This window comes from Pantoea sp. ACRSB (genome assembly GCF_022346905.1).
GTDB lineage: Bacteria > Pseudomonadota > Gammaproteobacteria > Enterobacterales > Enterobacteriaceae > Pantoea > Pantoea piersonii.
Genome location: NZ_JAKRNL010000011.1, coordinates 25,008 through 43,883, shown reverse-complemented (window position 1 = coordinate 43,883; position 18,876 = coordinate 25,008). Strand labels below are relative to the sequence as shown.

Annotated in this window: 16 protein-coding genes; 5 read left to right on the top strand and 11 right to left on the bottom strand. The window is 60.9% G+C overall.

The genetic code is table 11. The features are described 5' to 3' along the window. Positions 1–19 precede the first annotated feature (19 nt). The gene (locus tag MHZ89_RS21090) at positions 20–583 is read right to left on the bottom strand and encodes a peroxiredoxin (protein WP_033755619.1); all 564 of its coding nucleotides are present in this window, start codon (positions 581–583) and stop codon (positions 20–22) included. Positions 584–766: 183 nt separating this feature from the next. Here MHZ89_RS21090 and MHZ89_RS21085 point away from each other — a divergent pair, with 183 nt between their 5' ends. Then, a complete protein-coding gene (locus tag MHZ89_RS21085) occupies positions 767–1,693 on the top strand; it encodes an Rpn family recombination-promoting nuclease/putative transposase (RefSeq protein ID WP_033755621.1) in 927 nt (308 codons plus the stop codon). 73 nt (positions 1,694–1,766) lie between these two features. Here the strand turns inward: MHZ89_RS21085 and MHZ89_RS21080 are convergent, their stop codons facing one another. Both MHZ89_RS21080 and MHZ89_RS21075 read right to left on the bottom strand, forming a co-directional pair. Then, positions 1,767–2,126, bottom strand: coding sequence for an NUDIX hydrolase (locus MHZ89_RS21080; RefSeq protein ID WP_033755623.1), 360 nt, complete (start codon positions 2,124–2,126; stop codon positions 1,767–1,769). Beyond that, positions 2,123–2,713 (bottom strand): NUDIX domain-containing protein, encoded by a 591-nt coding sequence (locus tag MHZ89_RS21075; protein WP_311784534.1) that lies wholly within the window; start codon positions 2,711–2,713, stop codon positions 2,123–2,125. The genes MHZ89_RS21080 and MHZ89_RS21075 overlap by 4 nt, the downstream gene beginning before the upstream one ends. Before the next feature lie 81 nt (positions 2,714–2,794). Here MHZ89_RS21075 and MHZ89_RS21070 point away from each other — a divergent pair, with 81 nt between their 5' ends. Further along, entirely contained in the window at positions 2,795–3,544 is a 750-nt protein-coding gene (locus MHZ89_RS21070; RefSeq protein WP_311784533.1) for a DeoR/GlpR family DNA-binding transcription regulator, read from the top strand. 85 nt (positions 3,545–3,629) lie between these two features. Here the strand turns inward: MHZ89_RS21070 and MHZ89_RS21065 are convergent, their stop codons facing one another. The 3 genes from MHZ89_RS21065 to rluF all read right to left on the bottom strand — a co-directional run bounded on the left by MHZ89_RS21065 (position 3,630) and on the right by rluF (position 6,300). Next, positions 3,630–4,310 (bottom strand): type 1 glutamine amidotransferase domain-containing protein, encoded by a 681-nt coding sequence (locus MHZ89_RS21065; protein ID WP_033755628.1) that lies wholly within the window; start codon positions 4,308–4,310, stop codon positions 3,630–3,632. A 99-nt stretch (positions 4,311–4,409) separates the two neighbouring features. Continuing rightward, positions 4,410–5,015, bottom strand: coding sequence for a TetR/AcrR family transcriptional regulator (locus MHZ89_RS21060; protein WP_033755629.1), 606 nt, complete (start codon positions 5,013–5,015; stop codon positions 4,410–4,412). A gap of 409 nt (positions 5,016–5,424) precedes the next feature. Continuing rightward, positions 5,425–6,300 (bottom strand): 23S rRNA pseudouridine(2604) synthase RluF, encoded by an 876-nt coding sequence (rluF, locus tag MHZ89_RS21055; protein WP_033755631.1) that lies wholly within the window; start codon positions 6,298–6,300, stop codon positions 5,425–5,427. A gap of 310 nt (positions 6,301–6,610) precedes the next feature. Between rluF and MHZ89_RS21050 the strand changes: the two genes are divergently transcribed. Beyond that, a complete protein-coding gene (locus tag MHZ89_RS21050; protein ID WP_033755633.1) occupies positions 6,611–8,041 on the top strand; it encodes a cytosine permease in 1,431 nt (476 codons plus the stop codon). Positions 8,042–8,214: 173 nt separating this feature from the next. Here the strand turns inward: MHZ89_RS21050 and malT are convergent, their stop codons facing one another. Beyond that, positions 8,215–10,917 (bottom strand): HTH-type transcriptional regulator MalT, encoded by a 2,703-nt coding sequence (gene malT, locus MHZ89_RS21045; protein WP_033755635.1) that lies wholly within the window; start codon positions 10,915–10,917, stop codon positions 8,215–8,217. Positions 10,918–11,198: 281 nt separating this feature from the next. On the opposite strand from malT, the gene malP reads away from it, so the two are divergent. After that, positions 11,199–13,601 carry a maltodextrin phosphorylase gene (gene malP, locus MHZ89_RS21040; protein WP_033755637.1) on the top strand — a complete coding sequence of 801 codons (2,403 nt, stop codon included), beginning with the start codon at positions 11,199–11,201 and terminating at the stop codon, positions 13,599–13,601. A gap of 8 nt (positions 13,602–13,609) precedes the next feature. Next, positions 13,610–15,679, top strand: coding sequence for a 4-alpha-glucanotransferase (malQ, locus tag MHZ89_RS21035; protein ID WP_033755639.1), 2,070 nt, complete (start codon positions 13,610–13,612; stop codon positions 15,677–15,679). 71 nt (positions 15,680–15,750) lie between these two features. Here the strand turns inward: malQ and MHZ89_RS21030 are convergent, their stop codons facing one another. The 4 genes from MHZ89_RS21030 to MHZ89_RS21015 all read right to left on the bottom strand — a co-directional run bounded on the left by MHZ89_RS21030 (position 15,751) and on the right by MHZ89_RS21015 (position 18,871). Next, positions 15,751–16,167: a type II toxin-antitoxin system VapC family toxin gene (locus MHZ89_RS21030; RefSeq protein WP_311784532.1), complete on the bottom strand. Its 417-nt coding sequence runs from the start codon at positions 16,165–16,167 to the stop codon at positions 15,751–15,753. After that, positions 16,164–16,394 (bottom strand): type II toxin-antitoxin system VapB family antitoxin, encoded by a 231-nt coding sequence (gene vapB / locus MHZ89_RS21025; protein ID WP_033755641.1) that lies wholly within the window; start codon positions 16,392–16,394, stop codon positions 16,164–16,166. Before vapB ends, MHZ89_RS21030 begins: the two co-directional genes overlap by 4 nt. 143 nt (positions 16,395–16,537) lie before the next feature. Beyond that, positions 16,538–17,452, bottom strand: coding sequence for a maltose operon protein MalM (gene malM, locus MHZ89_RS21020; protein WP_033755643.1), 915 nt, complete (start codon positions 17,450–17,452; stop codon positions 16,538–16,540). A 117-nt stretch (positions 17,453–17,569) separates the two neighbouring features. After that, positions 17,570–18,871 (bottom strand): maltoporin, encoded by a 1,302-nt coding sequence (locus MHZ89_RS21015; RefSeq protein ID WP_033755645.1) that lies wholly within the window; start codon positions 18,869–18,871, stop codon positions 17,570–17,572. Positions 18,872–18,876 lie beyond the last annotated feature (5 nt).

Below are 18,876 nucleotides of genomic sequence, written 5' to 3'. Positions count from 1 at the left end.
ATTTCACCTGGTTCAGGGGTCAGGCAGGATTGGCCTGACGATATTTTTTCACCGCGTCCATCGCCTTCTGGATATGCGCATCCGGATTTTTGTCGGTATAGCTGAGCAGAATTTTGCCGTCCGGGGCGATCACGTAAGAGGTGCGATCGGAAAAAGTTTTCCCTTTAAAATCCATAGTGCTTTTGTATTCCGCCGCCACTTTGGCGCCGGGATCGGCCGCAACGGTGAATTTATCGCGGCACTCGAGCTGCGAGAATTTCGCAATCTGGTCGGTATTGCCCGCGGTCACGCCAATGACCGTCGCGCCCTGCTTGTTGAATTCGTCAGTCGCCTCGGCGAAATCGTGCGCTTCCAGCGTGCAGCCCGCGCTGAAGGCCGCCGGAAAGAAATAGAGCACTACCGGCCCTTTCTGCAGCGCCTGCTGCAAAGAGAAGGTGGTCGCTTTACCGGCCAGCGCCGCGTCGAGTGTGAAATCGGGCGCCTTGTCGCCGACCTGCAGCGCGGCGAACGCCGAGGCGACAGGCAGGCTCAGGGCGAGAAGCGTGGCGGCCGCCAGCGTTTTCAGGTTGTTTTTCATCGGCATCTCATTCTTCTCCGTGGGTAATCAGGCGACATGCCTGGAGGATGTAATCAGAGGTTCGTCAGCCGCTGCGGAAAAGTTTCGCTGCCGGAAAATATTTTTGCGGCAGGGCGATTCCTGAACCGGCGCGGGTACCTTGTGATACTATGCGCCGAACGGATTTCAGACCGCATGAGGCGAATCGGGATGCATAAAAACAGTACGCCGACCCCGCACGACGCGGTGTTCAAAACCTTTCTCTCGCACCCTGAGACGGCGCGCGACTTCATGGCGCTGCATCTGCCGCCCGCGCTGCTGGCGATCTGCGATCTCTCGACGCTGAAGCTGGAATCCGGCAGTTTCGTCGAGGATGACCTGCGTCCTTACTACAGCGACGTGCTTTACTCGCTGAAAACCGGCGGCGGGGATGGCTATGTGCACGTCCTGATTGAGCATCAGAGCTCGCCGGATAAGCATATGGCGTTTCGGCTGATGCGCTATGCCGTGGCGGCGATGCAGCGTCATCTTGATGCCGGGCATAAAACCCTGCCGCTGGTGATCCCGGTACTTTTTTACCAGGGCAAGCGCAGCCCTTATCCTTACTCGATGAACTGGCTCGATTCGTTTAGCGAACGTGAGCGGGCCGCGGCGCTCTATAGCGGACATTTTCCGCTGGTGGACGTGACCGTGATCCCGGATGAAGAGATTATGCAGCACCGCAGCATGGCGGCCCTGACCCTGCTGCAAAAGCATATTCGCCAGCGCGATCTTCGAGGACTGCTCGATCAGCTGGCCACGCTAATGCTGACGGAATTTATGACCGGACAGCAGGTGATGGCGCTGGTAAACTATATGCTTCAGGCCGGCGAAACGCCGGACGCGAAAGCGATGATTCGTGAACTGGCACAGCGCGTGCCGCAGCATGAGGATGAACTGATGACCCTTGCACAACAGCTTGAGCAGATAGGCCTGAAAAAAGGACTGGAACAAGGGCTGGAACAAGGCCGCCAGCTTGGCGAGCGTGAAGCCAGCCTCAATATCGCCCGAAACTTGCTGAAAAACGGTATGGACGTGCCTTCAGTGATGAAAGTGACGGGCCTGTCCGAAGAAGATCTGCAGCAGATCCGCCACTAAGTCCTGCCTGACTCATTACGCTTAGCCGCCGCGCCTTCCGGCGGCTAAGCTGTCACCCGCTTCGCTCTGTTTACTACGGCTTGATGACAGGCAGGCTTTCTGGCGAGGTGAAGATCGTCAGGCCGAGGGATTGGCCAAGGCGCACGTCATTGTCGGCGCCCTGCGACGCGCCCGGCATGCGCAAAATGGCGTCGCAGCAGGCGATTAAGCGATGCGCGACCGGATAGAGAAATCTCTCGCTGATCTCGTCGCCGATGTGGGCCGATCCTGCGGCCGCCGCGAGCGGCAGCGCTAGCCACTCGCCGATCACCGGCGTATGTCCGCGCTGATAAACCTCCAGCGCCATGCGGTTCATCTTCGCCAGGTTGGCATCGATCAACGCCGGATCGCCGTTCGTGCCGCTGCGAACCGGGCCCGCGATCAAAATCATCATTGGCTGTCCCCCTCGAAAACGGCGCTGAGCGCCAGGTGCTGCAGCAAGATGATGGTCTTGGCATCTTCAATCTCGCCGCTGCGGATCGCCGCCAGCGCGCGGGCGAAAGGCCACTCCAGCACTTCGATATCCTCGCCCTCTTTCGCCAGCCCGCCGCCCTTGCCGCGCCGATCGTCGTCATGGTATTCGGCGATGAAAAAGTAGAGCTTTTCCGTAACGGATCCGGGGCTCATATAAGCCTCCAGCACCTTCTCCGCATGCGTGACCCGGAAGCCGGTCTCCTCTTCCGCCTCCGCGAGGATGCGCGCTTCGGGCGAGGCGTTGTCGAGCAGGCCAGCCGCCGCCTCGATTAAATAGCCGCTATGGCCGTTGATATAGACCGGCAGGCGAAACTGGCGGGTCAGCACCACGCTTTTACGCGCGCGGTTGTAAAGCAGAATGACCGCGCCGTTGCCGCGATCGTAGGCTTCACGGCTCTGCTCTTGCCAGCTGCCATCGGCGCGCTGCTGCTCAAAGGTATATTTCTTCAGCGTGTACCAGTTATCGGATAACACCTGCTCGCGCAGGTGACGTATGTTCGGCTGCATGTTTTCTCCTCAGGAAGGTGACAAAAAACACGCTACCATGCATAATCGTGCAACATCAAGAAAAAACAAAGGCGTTTCTTTATGCTGAGTTCACAGCGCAAGCAGCAGATCCTGGCGATACTCGCCGAGGAAAAACAGGTGATGTCCAGCGAGCTGAGCCAGCGCTTTAGCGTCTCAGAGGACTCTATACGGCGCGATCTTCGCGAGCTGGCGGCGGAAGGATTGCTGCAGCGCGTACACGGCGGCGCGCTGCCGGTATCTGCAGCGGTGGCCCCTTTTGAAACACGCAAAAACGTGCATACCGGCTCCAAGCAGCTTATCGCGCAAAAAGCAGTCAGACTTATCCAGCCCGGTCAGGTCGTGATTATCGACGGCGGCACCACCACCGAAGCGATGGTGCGGCAGCTGCCTGCGGATCTGGCGTTTACCGCCGTCACCCACAGCCCGAGCGTTGCCGTGGCGCTGGTCGACTCTCCTCAGGTCGAGGTGATTATGCTTGGCGGACTGCTCTATCGTCACTCTGTCGTGGCGGTAGGTGCAGCGGTGCTGGAGGCTATCGCACGCATCAATGCCGATCTTTTTTTTATGGGCGTCACGGGCGTTCATAAGAACGCAGGATTGACCACCGGCGACTATGAAGAGGCGGGAATTAAACGGGCGCTGGCGGCGCGCGCCTCGGAAATCGTGGTAATGGTATCGCAGGAGAAGATGAATTCGGCCTCGGCGTTTGCCATCGGCGATTTGACGCTGGCCAGCACGCTGGTGGTCGACGGCGAGCCGGATGCGGAGATGAAGAGGCTGCTGGCGCAAAAGCAGATTACAGTGATTTAAAGGCGATGCATCTGGGGCGAATACGGCGAGGAGACGACCGGCGCACCCTCGTCGGGGCGAAGGTGCGCCGCCGCAGAATAAGCGATTACTTCGCTAGCGCTTTCAGCAGCTGCGCCGCCGTTGCCGCCGATGAGCCCGGGTTCTGTCCGGTGATTAGCAGGCCGTCCTGCACTACCCAGGAGCCCCAGTCTTCGCCTTTGGAATAGAGGCCGCCTTTGGCGATCAGCTCATCCTCTACCAGGAAAGGCACGATGTTGGTCAGGCCGACGCCCTCTTCTTCGCTGTTAGCGAAGCCGGTCACTTTTTTACCTTCGACCAGCGGACGCCCCTCTGCGGTTTTCACATGGCGCAGCACGCCCGGCGCATGACAAACCAGCGCAACCGGTTTTTGAGCGGCAATAAAGCTTTCTATCAGGGCGATGGAGTGCTGATCTTCCGCCAGATCCCATAACGGGCCGTGGCCGCCTGGGTAGAACACCGTATCGAAGTCGGAGGCGGAAACGCTCTCCAGGCGTACCGTTGACGCCAGCTGCGCTTTGGCCTCTTCATCCGCCTCGAAGCGATGGGTCAGCTCGGTCTGGAAATCAGGCTCATTGCTTTTCGGATCCAGCGGCGGGTTGCCGCCTTGCGGCGAGGCCAGGGTAATTTCGGCGCCGGCGTCTTTAAAGGCGTAGTAAGGCGCGGCCAGCTCTTCCAGCCAGAAACCCGTTTTACGTCCGGTGTCGCCCAGCCGATCGTGCGAGGTCAAAACCATTAATACTTTCATGTCTGTTCTCCGCTTAATGAAGTTGCCATTTAAATAGTAGACCAGTCGTCTAGATTTTGCTGATAAAAAAAGTCGTTGCCGACCTTTTTTGCCGCCCCGTCAGGAGGCAGCGTTAAGCATTTGCTGCGTCAGCGCCATGGCTGATGCAAACGGCCGCTTGTTGCGTACAATCTTGACCATCACGCTGGCGCCGAGCCAGAGCTGATAGAGAGTTTCCGCCACCACGGCCGGCTTCTCTTCAGTGCGCAGCGACCCTTCCGCTACGCCCGCCTCAATGGCGTCCGTCAGGCGCGCCACGATGCCGGCGGTGCCCTTTTCCAGCGTATGGCGCATCGCTTCCGAGAGATCGGCCACTTCGGCGCCCAGCTTGACGGCCAGGCATTTGCCCTGACAGTCCTGAAAAGATTGCGTATCCTGCCACTGCTGCCAGTAGTGCATCAGCCTTTGCTGCATCGTGCAGTTGGGCTGGCTCAGGGTCTCGTCCATATTCGCCAGATAGTCGTCAAAGTAACTTTCCAGCATAGCGACGCCAAAGGCATCTTTCGAACCGAAGTAGTGATAGAACGAGCCTTTCGGCACGCCTGCTTCCGTCAGAATTTCGTTGAGACCGACAGCCGAGTATCCTTTGCTGGCCATAATGCGCTGGCCGGTGTCCAGGATATGTTCGCGAATGTCTTCTCTGTGCTTGTGAGCGACTGTGTTCATGAATTCAAAATAGCCTTTATTAGACCGGTCGTCTAGACGCGGGCGCGATTTTTTTGCGTCTACTTTATCATGGATTATGCTAAAGCGTTAAAAAGCTTTCTAATCAACGGGATAAAAGAAGCAGCATGATGAAAAGAAAATAGCCGTAACGGTTTGCCAGGGCGGCGCCGGCGATCACAACGATCTGGCGATACCCGGCGCCGGCTGACCTGCGGTTCTCCGGGCCGGGAAGCGGGATTCGCCTCGACCGGCTGGTGCTGGACGGCCGGTGTATCTTCATCTGGACTGCAATGCGCTCGCGGAGAGCGCTTTTTCAGGCATTGAGATCGCCGACGTCCAGCCCGACTGGCAGCGCGTCGATATCGCCTGAACCGCTTATCAACGCGCTGCCGCCGTTATGGCCCGGGCGTTAACGCCCCTTCTTCTTGCGTCCTGGCTGGACAAAGCGTTTGCGGTTGCCCGCGCGGTCGTCGCTCTTCTCGCTTTTCTTCGGCGCGCTGCTGATAACCGGCTTTTTCACCGCGCTGCTTTTCGCGGGCGTCTTTTTCTTTGCGGGCTTCTCTTCCGAAGAGGAGTTTTCGATTAGCTTAAACAGCTCCGCCAGCTCGTCGTCGGTAAGGTCGCGCCATTCGCCCAGCGGAATGCCCTTCAGGCTGACGTTCATAATGCGCGTGCGCTCCAGCTTCGTGACCTCAAAGCCAAAATGCTTACACATGCGGCGGATCTGACGGTTCAGGCCCTGCACCAGCGTAATGCGGAAGACAAACGTGGACTCTTTCACCACTTTGCATTTTTTAGTGACGGTGCCGAGCATCGGCACGCCTGCGCCCATACCGGCGATAAAGTCGTCGGTGATCGGCTTATCAACGGTGACCACATACTCTTTCTCGTGGTTATTGCCCGCGCGCAGGATTTTATTCACCAGATCGCCATTGTTGGTGAGGAAGATCAGCCCCTGGGAATCTTTATCCAGTCGGCCGATAGGAAAGATGCGCTCGCTGTGGTTAACGAAGTCGCGAATGTTGTCGCGTTCGCCCTCTTCCATAGTGGTGATGATACCGACCGGCTTGTTCAGAGCGATCAACACCAGATCTTCTTCGCTGCGGGGCTCAATCAGCTGGCCGTTTACCTTGACGCTGTCACCCGGAAAGACCTGCGCGCCGACGGCAGCGCGTTTGCCGTTGATAAACACGTTGCCCTGTTCGATGTAGCGATCGGCGTCGCGGCGCGAACAGATTCCGCTCTCGCTGATGTATTTGTTCAGGCGCGTGGATGCGTTAAGCAAGGGAAACCTCCAAAAAGCGCGGACTATACAATAATCTTGCGGGTAAATCCTGCGCTTACTGCAGGTTAGCCCGTTCTTCTCATCTGCTGTTTTTATCGCGGCGGCAGACTGCGCTTATGTAGCATATTCTTGCGCGCTTTTCTCTCTGTTCGTCATGCCAGGCTTGCCAGCGCCATCACAATTTCCAATGACCCGCCGCCTTGTAACTTTTAAAACGGCATGACAACATCCGTACATGTATATACATGTAGCATCGCAACGGTTAACAAAGGGCAGATAATAATTAACACTTCAACCTGGCGAGGAACCTATGTCAGCGGAACTTCCTGCATCAGCGCGTTCAGACGGCGAGAGCCGGCGGCTTTCTGAAACCCGATCGATCGATTTTATTCCTCACCGCGAACGTCACGGACATCCGTTCAGCCAGTTCACGCTATGGTTCGGCGGCAATCTGCAAATTACGGCTATCGTCACAGGCGCGCTCGCCGTGGTGCTGGGCGGCGATGTGGTCTGGTCGATTATCGGCCTGCTCGTGGGTCAGATCATCGGCGCGGCGGTGATGGCGCTGCACGCCGTGCAGGGACCGCGACTGGGCCTGCCGCAGATGATCACCAGCCGCATTCAGTTCGGCGTCTTCGGCGCGGTGATCCCGCTGGTGCTGGTATGCATTATGTATATCGGCTTCTCCGCCAGCGGCACGGTGCTGGCCGGTCAGGCGATGGCGAAGCTGCTGCATATTGATAACGCCGCCGGGATGATCCTGTTCAGCCTGATCATTATCGTGATTGCGGTGCTGGGATATCGCGTTATTCATAAGCTGGGCAAAGTAGCCAGCGTCATCGGCGTGCTGGCGTTCTTCTATCTGTTCGTCACGCTGCTCTCGACCCACGATTTAGCGCCGCTCTGGCAGAATCGCCACTTCGCTTTCTCAACCTTTTTACTCGCCGTCTCTCTCTCCTCGTCATGGCAGATCGCGTTTTGCCCCTATGTCTCCGACTATTCGCGCTACCTGCCGCAGGAGGTCTCCGCGAAACGTCTGTTCAGCGCGGTGTTCTTCGGTACCGTGTTCGGCACCCAGGCGTCGATGACGCTGGGCGTTATCGTCGCGGCTATCGCGGGCAGCGCCTTCTCCGGCAATGAGGTGGGCTATATCGTTGGCTTAGGCAGCAGCGCCACCATGGCGATGGTGATCTATTTTGCCATTTGCTTCGGCAAGATCACCTTTACCACGCTGAACGCCTACGGCAGCTTTATGTCGCTGACCACCATCGTCTCCGGCTTCAGCCGGCAAACCTCCCTGAGCCGGGGCGGACGGATTGGGTTCGTGGTGCTGATGGTGGCGATCTCCTGCGGTATCGCGCTGATCAGTGAGCCCGCTTTTCTTAAATCGTTCACCCACTTTCTGCTGTTCCTGCTGGCCTTTTTCGTGCCCTGGAGCGCCATCAGCCTGACCGATTTTTACCTTATTACCAAAGGCCATATCGACATTCCCGCGCTGTCGCAGCCGGACGGGCGCTACGGCCGCTGGAACTGGCCGGGCATCGCCACCTATTTTATCGGCGTGCTGATCCAGCTGCCCTTTATCGATAATCCGCTGCACCACGGCTCGCTGACCTGGATTTTCGCCGGGAATGACGTCTCGTGGGTTATCGGCTGGTTCGCTACGGCGCTGCTGTGGCTGGGGATGCGGCGTTTCGACCGCCGCGGTGCGCTGAGCGCGACGCGCTATCCGGTACAGTGAGTAAAAGCGGTGTGCCCCTCTCACAGCCGTAAAAAAGGGGGGGGCTGTGAGGGGGGCATTTCTGGCCGCAGGCTGGCGGGAAAGAGCCTCAGTGGCGGATTTGTGCCAGACCCTTTCCGGAAATACCGGACATTTTCATGAGGCTATCGCGCTCGAGCACAGGGCGGGCAACTTCACACATATCCCATCAGCTTCAGCATCGACTGCGCCTGATGCATCGCCTCGGCGCGATGCGAGACGCCCAGCTTCTGATAGAGGTTGCGGATATGGGTTTTAATGGTGGTGGCGGCCACATCCAGCTCCCCGGCGATCTGGTCGTTGCTGTAGCCGGAGTAGATCAGGCCCAGCACCTGCCATTCGCGCTGCGTCAGCGGGCTGGTGCGGATCAGCTCCGGCACGTCGGGATGATTCAGCAGTCGGCTGACGAATCCCTCGTCGAAATGGGCGAACTTATGGCGATGGTATTTGTTAATTTCATTCAGGATACGGCGCGCGCGATGATTATCCAGCTCTTCCAGCGCGTTAAGCTGGATAAGCTGGCGCAGCTGCTGCGCCATGATCTCGCCTTCGATCACGAAATGGCTGATAAAGCCGGTGCCGCGCGCCAGCTTCAGCGCCTCGATGAGCGCGCGCTGCGCTTCGGCTTTGCGTCCGGTCTGCCAGTAGATCTGATTGAGCAGCAGCAGGTTGCGGTTCATATCGCTCATCAGACGCAGCGCGCGCGCGTTTTCGTTGAGCTCTTCCAGCACCACTTCCGCCTGGCTGAGATCGCCCTGCAGGATCTGCGCCCGCGCGATATTGCGCCACTGCCCCTGCAGGAAGTGGTTATTGGCGAAGGCGGGCTTCGCGGTGTGCCGCATCCAGTGGCTGGCGCTCTGCACGTCGCCCGTCATCTGCCAGTAGATCACCCTCACCTTGTCGGCGTTAGCGATCCAGTCGCTGTGCAGGCTGCCGTTGTTGAGCAGATTCTCCAGACGGTTCAGGTAGCTGCGCGCGTTATCCAGATTGCCGCGCGCCAGCGAGCACTGCACCAGCAGGCCCAGACACTGGATCTGCTGCTGCGGCGGGTAGCCCTTCAACACTTTCATACCTTCGCGCGCCGCCTGCTCCGCCTCATCCAGCCGGCCCCACGCCCACATCAGCTGGGCGCGAATGCGCAGCAGAAACTCGTGCAGCGGAAACTGCGCCAGATGCTGCTCGCCAACCAGCACGAACGCTTTCTCCTGAATCTCCCAGGCGGCCTGCAGAAATCCCTGCGCGAAAAGAATTTCGCTTTGCTGGATCAGGCTCCAGAGCGCGTAGTGCCAGGTTTCATCGCGGCGCGCCATCTGCTCGGTCTGGCGCATCAGCGCCAGCGAACTCGCCAGCTCGCCTTTGCAGTGCATCACTTCGCCATGCACCGAGGTGGCGACGATGCGGCTGTAGCGGCGGCTTTCCGGCAGGGCTTCCAGCGCCAGGCGGGCAAGCTGCTCCGCCTCTTCGGTGTTGCCGTCGTTGATCGCCACCTGCGCACGCACGGCGTTGAATTCGCCCTGAAGCGCGGCGTCGATCTCGCAGCTGCACGCCTGCTCGAACTTCGCCAGCAGGCGGTTAACCTCGGAAAAGCGATGCTGGCTCTGCATCAGCCAGGCCTGTAGCAGCACCAGGCGTGGATTATTCACCAGCGTCGCCCAGGGAAGCGCGCTCAGCGAGTTCTCCAGCAGCGCCAGCTCGCTCTGATTGAACAGCGTCCAGGCGTGCGCCAGCAGCACGTTGCGCAGCATCTCGACGTCGCCTGAGGCGAGCGCATGATGGATCGCTTCGCCGGGGAATCCCTGCGCCATCCAGCTTTGCGCGGCTGCGCGATGCACCGCGGGCAGCTCGGCTGCCAGCTCCCACTGACAACGCTGGCGCAAAAACGATCCAAACAGCGGGTGATAGCTGAACCACTGGCCCGAATCATCCATACGCTGCAGGAAGAGCCCTCGCCGCTCAATCTCCTCCAGCCGCATGCGCCCATTCGCCTCGCCGGTCACGCAGGCGACCAGCGCGTCATTCATCGAGCGTAGCAGCGCGGTTTTCAGCAGGAAATGACGCGTCGCGTCGTCGATATTGTCCAGCACCTCCTCCACCAGATAGTCGGCAAGGTGGCTGGCGTTGATGCCGGAGAGCCGCCGCGCGGAGTTCTGCGCCGAGCCGGCGCCCTGACGCGCGGAGATAGCGATCAGCTGAAGCGCCGTCGCCCAGCCCGCCACGTCGTCGCACAGGCGCCCGCTCTCTTCAGAGGCGAGCGGCGCGCTCAGGCGACAGTCAAAAAACTGTTTCGCCTCGTGATGGGTAAACGCCAGCTGCTGGCTGCCCAGCTCCAGCAGCTGTTCGCGCACGCGCAGATTGGCGATGCCGAGCTGCGGCAGATTGCGCGACAGCACGACCAGCGTCAGGTTGTCGGGCTGATGGCGCAGGAAAAAGCGCATCGCCTCATGAATGGCGGGGTTGGCGATGTGGTGATAGTCATCCACGATCAGCCACAGCGGCTGCCGCCAGTCGGCCAGCTCGATAAACAGCTGCGCGAAAAGCGCGTTGAGGTTGACGTACTGCCGCTTCTGCGCCAGCGTTTCGCTGCGGCTGCAGCCGCCCTGCGTCGCCTGCTGCAGCGCCGCGATAAGATAGTCGGCGAAGCGCTCCGGCTGATTGTCGCCCTCGTCTAATGAATACCAGCCCAGATCCTTTCTATCCGCCGCCCACTGCGAGACCAGCGTGGTTTTGCCGTAGCCCGCAGGGCTGGTAATCAACACCAGCCGGTAATTGCCCGCTGCGCCCAGCTTTTGCAGCAGGCGATCGCGCGTGACGGTGCTTTCAAGGCGTACGGGACGACTGAGCTTCGAGGGAATTAACATGGGCGCACGCTTCTCCATTAACGTTCAGCGCATCATTTTTTTACGCTTCGTAATTAATCTTCATACACGTTCACTGATCCGTTAGCTGAATGCAAGCGAACCTGTAAGGCAGGCTTAACAAAAGCGAGTGCAATCACACTCCTGCGCCGCTTTCAGATTTACCCTGGCCTCTCCGCCCTCGTTATCCTCCCTGCTGAATTTCATGCAGGAGGAGGAGCGCCCGAAAGGCGGCAGGCAAACTGGCAGGCAATCCCTTTTCGTTCTGACAGGAAGCACACGACATGAATTCGCAACCCTTCGATCACGCCCGCTTTACCGCCGCACTCACGCGGCAGTGGCAACGCTTCGGCCTGCGCGACGCGCAGGAGATGACGCAACAGCAGTGGTGGCAGGCGCTGAGCGGCGCGCTGGCCGAACTACTGGCCGAACTGCCTGCGCAGCCCGCATCCGGGTCGCAGCGCCACGTTAACTATCTCTCCATGGAGTTTCTCACCGGCCGGCTGACGGGAAATAACCTGCTCAACCTGGGCTGGTATCAGGCGGTCGCCGACGCGCTCGCCGCCTGGGACATCGCCCTGAGCGACGTGCTGGAGCGCGAGACCGATCCGGCGCTCGGCAACGGCGGCCTGGGACGGCTGGCGGCCTGTTTTCTCGACGCGATGGCCACCACCGGCCAGCCCGCCATCGGCTACGGCCTGAACTATCAATATGGCCTGTTTCGCCAGCGTTTTATCGAAGGCGCGCAGCATGAACAGCCTGACGACTGGGGACGCGACCGCTATCCCTGGTTTCGTCACAACGCCGCGCTGACCGTGCAGGTCGGTCTGGGCGGCAAGGTGGTGACGGAAGAGGGGCGCCCGCGCTGGGAGCCCGCTTTCCTGCTGCAGGGCGAGGCCTGGGATCTGCCCGTCGTCGGCTATGGCAACGGCGTCACCCAGCCGCTGCGCCTCTGGCAGGCGAAACACGCGCGTCCGTTCAACCTGCAGCGCTTCAACGACGGCGATTTCCTGCGCGCCGAACAGCAGGGCATCGATGCGGAGAAGCTGACGAAGGTGCTCTACCCCAACGACAATCACCAGGCCGGGAAAAAGCTGCGCCTGATGCAGCAATATTTTCAGTGCGCCTGCACGCTGGCCGACATCCTGCGTCGTCACCATCAGGCTGGCCGCGCCATCGAGACGCTGCCCGACTATGAAGTGATCCAGCTCAACGATACCCATCCAACGCTGGCGATCCCGGAGCTGCTGCGCCTGCTGATCGACGAGCATCAGCTCTCCTGGGATCGGGCGTGGCGCATTACGCAGCGCACCTTCGCCTACACCAACCATACGCTGATGCCGGAGGCGCTGGAGTGCTGGAACCTGCGTCTGGTACGCGCGCTGCTGCCGCGCCATATGATGATTATCAATACGCTGAACGCGCAGCTCAAAAAAGAGGTCGAGGCGCGCTGGCCCGGCAATGAGGCGATCTGGGCGAAGCTGGCGGTGGTGCACAATCAGCAGCTGCGCATGGCTAACCTCTGCGTGGTCAGCGGTTTTGCGGTCAACGGCGTGGCGGCGCTGCACTCCCGGCTGGTGGTACAGGATCTCTTCCCGGAATACCACGCGCTGTGGCCGGAGAAGTTTCACAACGTCACTAACGGCATTACGCCGCGTCGCTGGATCCAGCAGTGCAATCCGGCGCTGGCCACGCTGATCGACAATACGCTGTCGCGCCCCTGGGTTAACGATCTGGATGCGCTCAGCGACCTGGCGCCGCTGGCGGACGACGCCGCGTTTCGCGCGGAGTATCGCGCCATCAAGCAGCAGAACAAGGCGGCGTTAACGCGCTGGATCGCCGAAAAGACCGGCATCCGCGTTCAGCCTGACGCCTTGTTCGACGTGCAGATCAAGCGCCTCCACGAATATAAGCGCCAGCATCTGATGCTGCTGCATATCATCGCCCTGTGGCAAACGCTGGTCAGCGATCCGCAGGCGAATCTGACGCCGCGCGTGATGCTGTTCGGCGCCAAAGCGGCGCCGGGCTACGCGCTGGCGAAAAATATCATTTACGCCATTAACAAGGTGGCGGCCGTGGTTAACGCCGATCCGCGCGTCGGCGACCGCCTTAAAATCGTGTTTATTCCCGACTATAACGTCTCGGTGGCGGAGCGGCTCATTCCTGCCGCCGATCTCTCCGAGCAGATCTCGACGGCGGGCAAAGAGGCTTCCGGAACCGGCAACATGAAGCTGGCGCTTAACGGCGCGCTGACGATTGGCACCCTGGACGGCGCGAACGTGGAGATCGCCCAGCAGGTCGGCGAGGAGAATATCTTTATTTTCGGCCATACCGTCGAGCAGGTGACTGCGCTGAAGCAGGCGGGCTACGCGCCGGCGACCTGGCGCAAAAAAGATCCGCAGCTGGATCGGGCGCTGACCGCGCTGGAGGACGGCACCTTTAGCGACGGTGACACGACGGCCTTCGACGCGCTGGTGCGCAGCCTGGGCCCGACGGGCGGCGATCCCTACCTGGTGCTGGCCGATTTCCGCCACTATCTCAACGCCCAGCAGCAGGTCGAAGCGCTGTGGGCCGATCCGGACGCCTGGACGCGCGCCGCGATCCTGAACACCGCGCGCTGCGGCATGTTCAGCGCCGACCGCGCCATCCGCGATTATCAGCAACGTATCTGGCAGGCCGCGCGCTGAGGAACGCCATGAAACCGAAAAATCATCTCGATCGCGCCGCAGACGGCCTGATTGCGCCCGATTACATTGATGCCCACGGCCGGCCGCAGCAGGTCTCCACGCTGACCCGCGAGCGTCTGCTGGGGCTGATGCAGCCTCAGAACGCGGGCGCGTCTCCGCTGCCGCCTGCGGCCATCTTCCGCCAGGGCGAGCCGCTGACGCTCTCGCCGGTGCTTCTCAGCGCGGCCAGCTGGCAGCTGACCAGCGAAGGGGGCGCGTGCTGGTCAGGCCGCTGCGCGGCGGGCGAAACCCTGACGCTGCCGCCGTTGCCGGACGGCTACCACCAGCTGACGCTGGAGCATGAGGCGCAGCGCTACGGCTGCTGCGTTATCGTCGCGCCGCCGCGCTGCTATGAGCCGCCCGCGCTGCTGGCGGGCGAATCGCTGTGGGGCAGCTGCATCCAGCTCTATACGCTGCGATCGGCACATAACTGGGGCATCGGCGACTTTGGCGATCTGCGGCAGATGATCGACGAGACGGCGCGCCGCGGCGGCGCCTTTGTCGGGCTGAATCCCCTGCACGCCCTGTTTCCCGCCGAGCCAGAGAGCGCCAGCCCGTACAGTCCTTCGTCGCGCCGCTGGCTCAATATTCTCTACATCGACGTCAACGCGGTGCCGGACTTTCAGCAGAGCGAGGCGGCGCGGGCCTGGTGGTGTCTTGAGGCGACCCAGCAGGCATTGCAGGCGGCGCGCCGCGCGGAATGGGTAGATTACCCTGCCGTGACGCGCCTGAAGCTGGAGGGCTTACGGCTGGCCTGGCAGGCGTTTCGACTGCGCGACGCGGATGACGCGGAGGCGGCGGCGTTTGAGGATTTTGTCGAGGCGGGCGGCGACAGCCTGCTCTGCCAGGGCCTGTTTGACGCCCTGCATGCCGAGCAACGTAAGCAGGATGGTGACAGTCACGGCTGGCAAAGCTGGCCGGACGCCTTTCAGCATCCCGACAGCGCCGCCGTGCTGGCATTTCGCATTGAGCAGAGCGATGAGGTGCGCTTTTATCTCTGGCTGCAGTGGCTGGCGGCCCGGCAGTTCGCGGCGTGCTGGCAGCGCTGTCGGCAGCATGAGATGGCGATCGGCCTGTACCGCGATCTGGCGGTAGGCGTGGCGCGCGACGGCGCGGAAACCTGGCGCGAGCGGGAGCTTTACTGTCTTGAAGCAAGCGTCGGCGCGCCGCCCGATATTCTCGGTCCGCTGGGGCAAAACTGGGGGCTGCCGCCGATGGATCCGCAGGTGATGGCCGCGCGCGCGTTTGAGCCCTGGATCACCCTGTTGCGCGCCAGCATGCAGGATTGCGGCGCGCTGCGTATCGATCATGTGATGGCGCTGCTGCGCCTCTGGTGGATCCCGCAGGGCGAAAGCGCGGCGGAAGGCGCCTATGTGCACTATCCGGTGGACGCGCTGCTGGCAATTCTGGCGCTGGAGAGTCAGCGCCACCGCTGTATGGTGATCGGCGAGGATTTAGGCACCGTGCCGGCGGCGATCGTCGACAAACTGCGGGACGCGGGCGTCTACTCCTACAAGGTGCTCTATTTCGAGCAGGCGTCGAAGCAGGCGTTCCGCGCGCCGGGGCAGTGGCCGCGCCAGGCGATGGCGGTCGCCACCACCCACGATATGCCGACGCTGCGCGGCTGGTGGCGCAGCGACGATCTTCGTCTGGGCAGCAAGCTGGGCCTCTATCCCGATAAGGATGTCCTAGCGGGGCTGTATCGCGACAGGCAGGCGGCAAGGAAAGCGCTGTTGCAGACCCTGCTGCGCAGCGGCGCGCTGCCCCCGCGCCGGCGCTTTCAGCGGGGCGGCGCGCGTATGACTCGCGCGCTCAGCCAGGCGATTCTGGGCTATCTGGCCGACACGCAAAGCGCCCTGCTCGGCCTGCAGCCGGAAGAGTGGCTGGATATGACGACGCCGGTAAACGTGCCCGGCACCGTCGACGCCTGGCCTAACTGGCGGCGCAAGCTCAGCGCGACGCTGGAGGAGATGTTCAGCGATCCGGCGGTCGATGCGCTGCTGGCGGCGGTGGATCGCGGCAGAAAGGGGATGAAATAGAAGAGAGACGTTAGCCCGCCGCGCGCGGGCTGACGATTATGGACTGCGCTATTTCCATCACCGTCAGGCGATCATTTGCTCCAGTCTTCAAAAACAAGCCCTGACACGCGCTCAAATTCCTTGACGTTATGGGTAACAAGCATGGCGTCAGCCGCAATAGCGTGCCCGGCAATGGCGGTATCATTCGGACCAATGAGCCTGCCAATAGCGGTCAGCGCACGCTTGATTTCTGTAGTTGCGTCCACTGCATGGCCATCCCAGGCCAGAATGGCATCCAGGCGCGCGCAGAACGCTTCAACCAGCTGTACATGGCGAGGCGACGCTTTCTTGCCAACAGCGCCAAACCGCATTTCCGCATAGGTTATCGCCGACACAACAATTCGATGACGACGCAGCACAGCTTGCTCCAGCCGCATGAGTACGGCTTCCGGATGTTCCCGCATAATAAAAGAGCAGATATTTGTATCGAGCATATAGGTTTTAATCACAGCTCAAATCGCCCTTCATCGCTGAAAACGTCTGCACGCTCCGTCATAAAATCGGCGTCAGCCTTTTCTTGCTCGCGAAATGACCCCCAGCTCGGCTTGACTGGTCGCAGGATCAGAGAGTCGCCTTCGCGAATAATCTCCAGTTCGTTTACGCCGTCGAAATCGAGATCGCGCGGCAGGCGAATCGCCCGCTTATTACCGTTTTTGAATATCGATACCGTACGCATTTTTTTGTCCTCCCATCCTTACATATGCCAAGAATATGCCGGGGAAGGCGTGATGTATAACCGCCCTTCATACGTTATTTTTCCATAAAAAAAGGTGCGCCGTAGCGCACCAGGTGGGGCAACTCAGCACTGTCGGGGCAGCATCACCCCTTGCCTTTAACACTGCTGATAAAGGTTTTGCGCGCCGACGTCGAACCCAGGCGTTCCGCCTCGTCCAGCAGCTTGAGGGCTTTATCGATATTGCCCTGATCCACCGCCTGACGGATGCTCTGATTAAAGTAACTTTCGGTATCGTCCACCAGCGGCGCCGACGGCGCGGCGGGCGCGGTGCGTGCCGCCGCCTGCGCAACCGGCTGGGTGCTGCCGACCGTAACCGGCGCCGGACCTGAGGAGCCGAACAGCGGGCCGACCAGAATCGAGGAGGCGGAGCTGGTGGAGACTTTCAGCTTTATTTTGCCGTCCACGCCGTGACGCGCGACCGGATCGGGAATATCGGGCACCGCATGGCCGGTGCCTCTGGCGTAGGCTTTCGCCGGATCCACCAGCGTGGTGGTCTGGCCGAGATCCTGCGCGGTGGTGAATACCAGCAGATAGATTTTTTGCTGGCCCAGCGCCGGCGTCAGCTTCATCACCCCTTCCAGGCGGTCGGCGCTCATCACGCCCGGCTGTTGATAGGTAAAAAAGCGGCTCGGGAACCAGGCGGCGGGACGCAGATTCTCGTCGAGCACCAGCACATTGGGGGCGAATACCTGATTGTGCGACACTTCGCTGCTCAGCGTCACCGTCAGCTCGCCCTGGCTGGCAGGCAGGCTAAACGCGGCGACCGGACCGGTGATGCCGCTGACGTCAAGCTGCGTGCCGCTCTGCGACAGCGAGATGCTCTGCGGGCGCGAGGTGTCGACGGGCTGCCAGCTCAGTCGCTGCAGGCTCGCGGTCGGGATCGTCGGCGCGGCGGAGAGATCCTGCGGCACCAGGTTAATTTCAGCATGCGCTGGCAGGGCGAGGCTCGTCAGCAGCGCGACGCTCAGACAGAGTGCGGTAAGCGTTTTCTTTTTCATTTTTATATTCTCAACAGGCTGTCGGACAGCCGCTGAAGCCAGGCAATGGCCGCGGCTGCTCAGAAAGCGCCGTGCGCTGAACGCACGGCGGCCGTTTGCGTTACAGGTCGGTAGGGTTTACCACCAGATTTCCATCTGCGCGCCGAAGCTCCACTCATCGTTGTCGCCGCGGCTGTTGGTGAAGAGCCCGTTGCCGGTGCTGTCTGCGGAAGCCAGCGAGGTCAGATCGCCGGAGGCATCTTTGCTGTAGCCCCACTTCTCATCCCATTTGGCATAGGTAGCGAACAGGCGCAGCGCCGGGCGCGACCAGATGCTGTCGCCCGCCTGCCACTGCTGAGCGAGGGTGATTTTGTACTGGCCGTTGCGTTCGCTGACCTGCTGCGACTTCACGTTGTCGTAGCCCACTTCCAGCAGCGTGCTCATGATCGGCGTCCATTTGTACATCGGGCGCACGCCGACGGTGTACCACTCGGTGCCGCGGTTGTTGTCCAGATCGGTGTTCTGGTACATCGCCACGTACATCAGGTCCCAGCGGTCGGCGAGCGAGATGGCGCCGTGATCGAGGACGCGGTACATGCTGCCGTTGTTGTTGATGTTGGTGCCCTGCGGCAGCCCTTTGCCCTGCGAGGTGAGCGCATCGGTGGCGTACTGCAGCACGAATTTGTTGTAGCCCTTGAGCATGCTCTGGGTATGCTCCGCCGTGAACATCCAGCCATCTTTCGACGCGCCGTCTTCGATACGGTAGCCGTCGCGCGCGTTGGCGCGGCCATAATCGACACCCAGCTCCAGCACGCCGTCCGGGTTGGTTTCCAGTCCGGCCAGGCGCACGTCGAAGACGTCGTTGGCGGTGCTGGTGGCGTAATCGCGGATGCGATCGCTGGAGAAGGTATAGGAGCCGCCCGCCTCTGAGGAGCGCGTCGCCGCGAAAGAGAGCTTGCCGAAGCCGAGATCTACATCTTCCAGACCGGCGCCCGGGCCGGAGATATCCCAGTAGTAGAAGTCGATCATATGCACGTCGTGACGCTGGTAGAAGCGCTTACCGGCCCAGATAGTGGAGCCCGGCAGCGCGTCGATCAGGTTCTTGCCTTTGACGTTCGCCTCGCGGAAGGCGGGGGATGTCGCCTCCCAGTCATTCTGTTGCGCCACTGAATAGGCGACGTTGGTGTCGAAGTAGAAGCTTTTGTCGCCCTCTTTCCACACTTCCTGGCCCAGCTTCAGTTCGGCGTAGGTTTCGCATTCGTTGCCCAGACGGTATTTGCTTTGCGCGCCGGTAGCCTGAAAGCACTGCTGTTCGCCGCCGCTGCCGGTCCAGCCGATGCCGGAACGGGCGTAGCCGGTAAAGTCGACCGCCATCGACGAGGCAGAGATCGTGCCCGCCGCGATGGCGATAGCGACGGGAAGTTTGCGCAGAGTTATCATTTTCT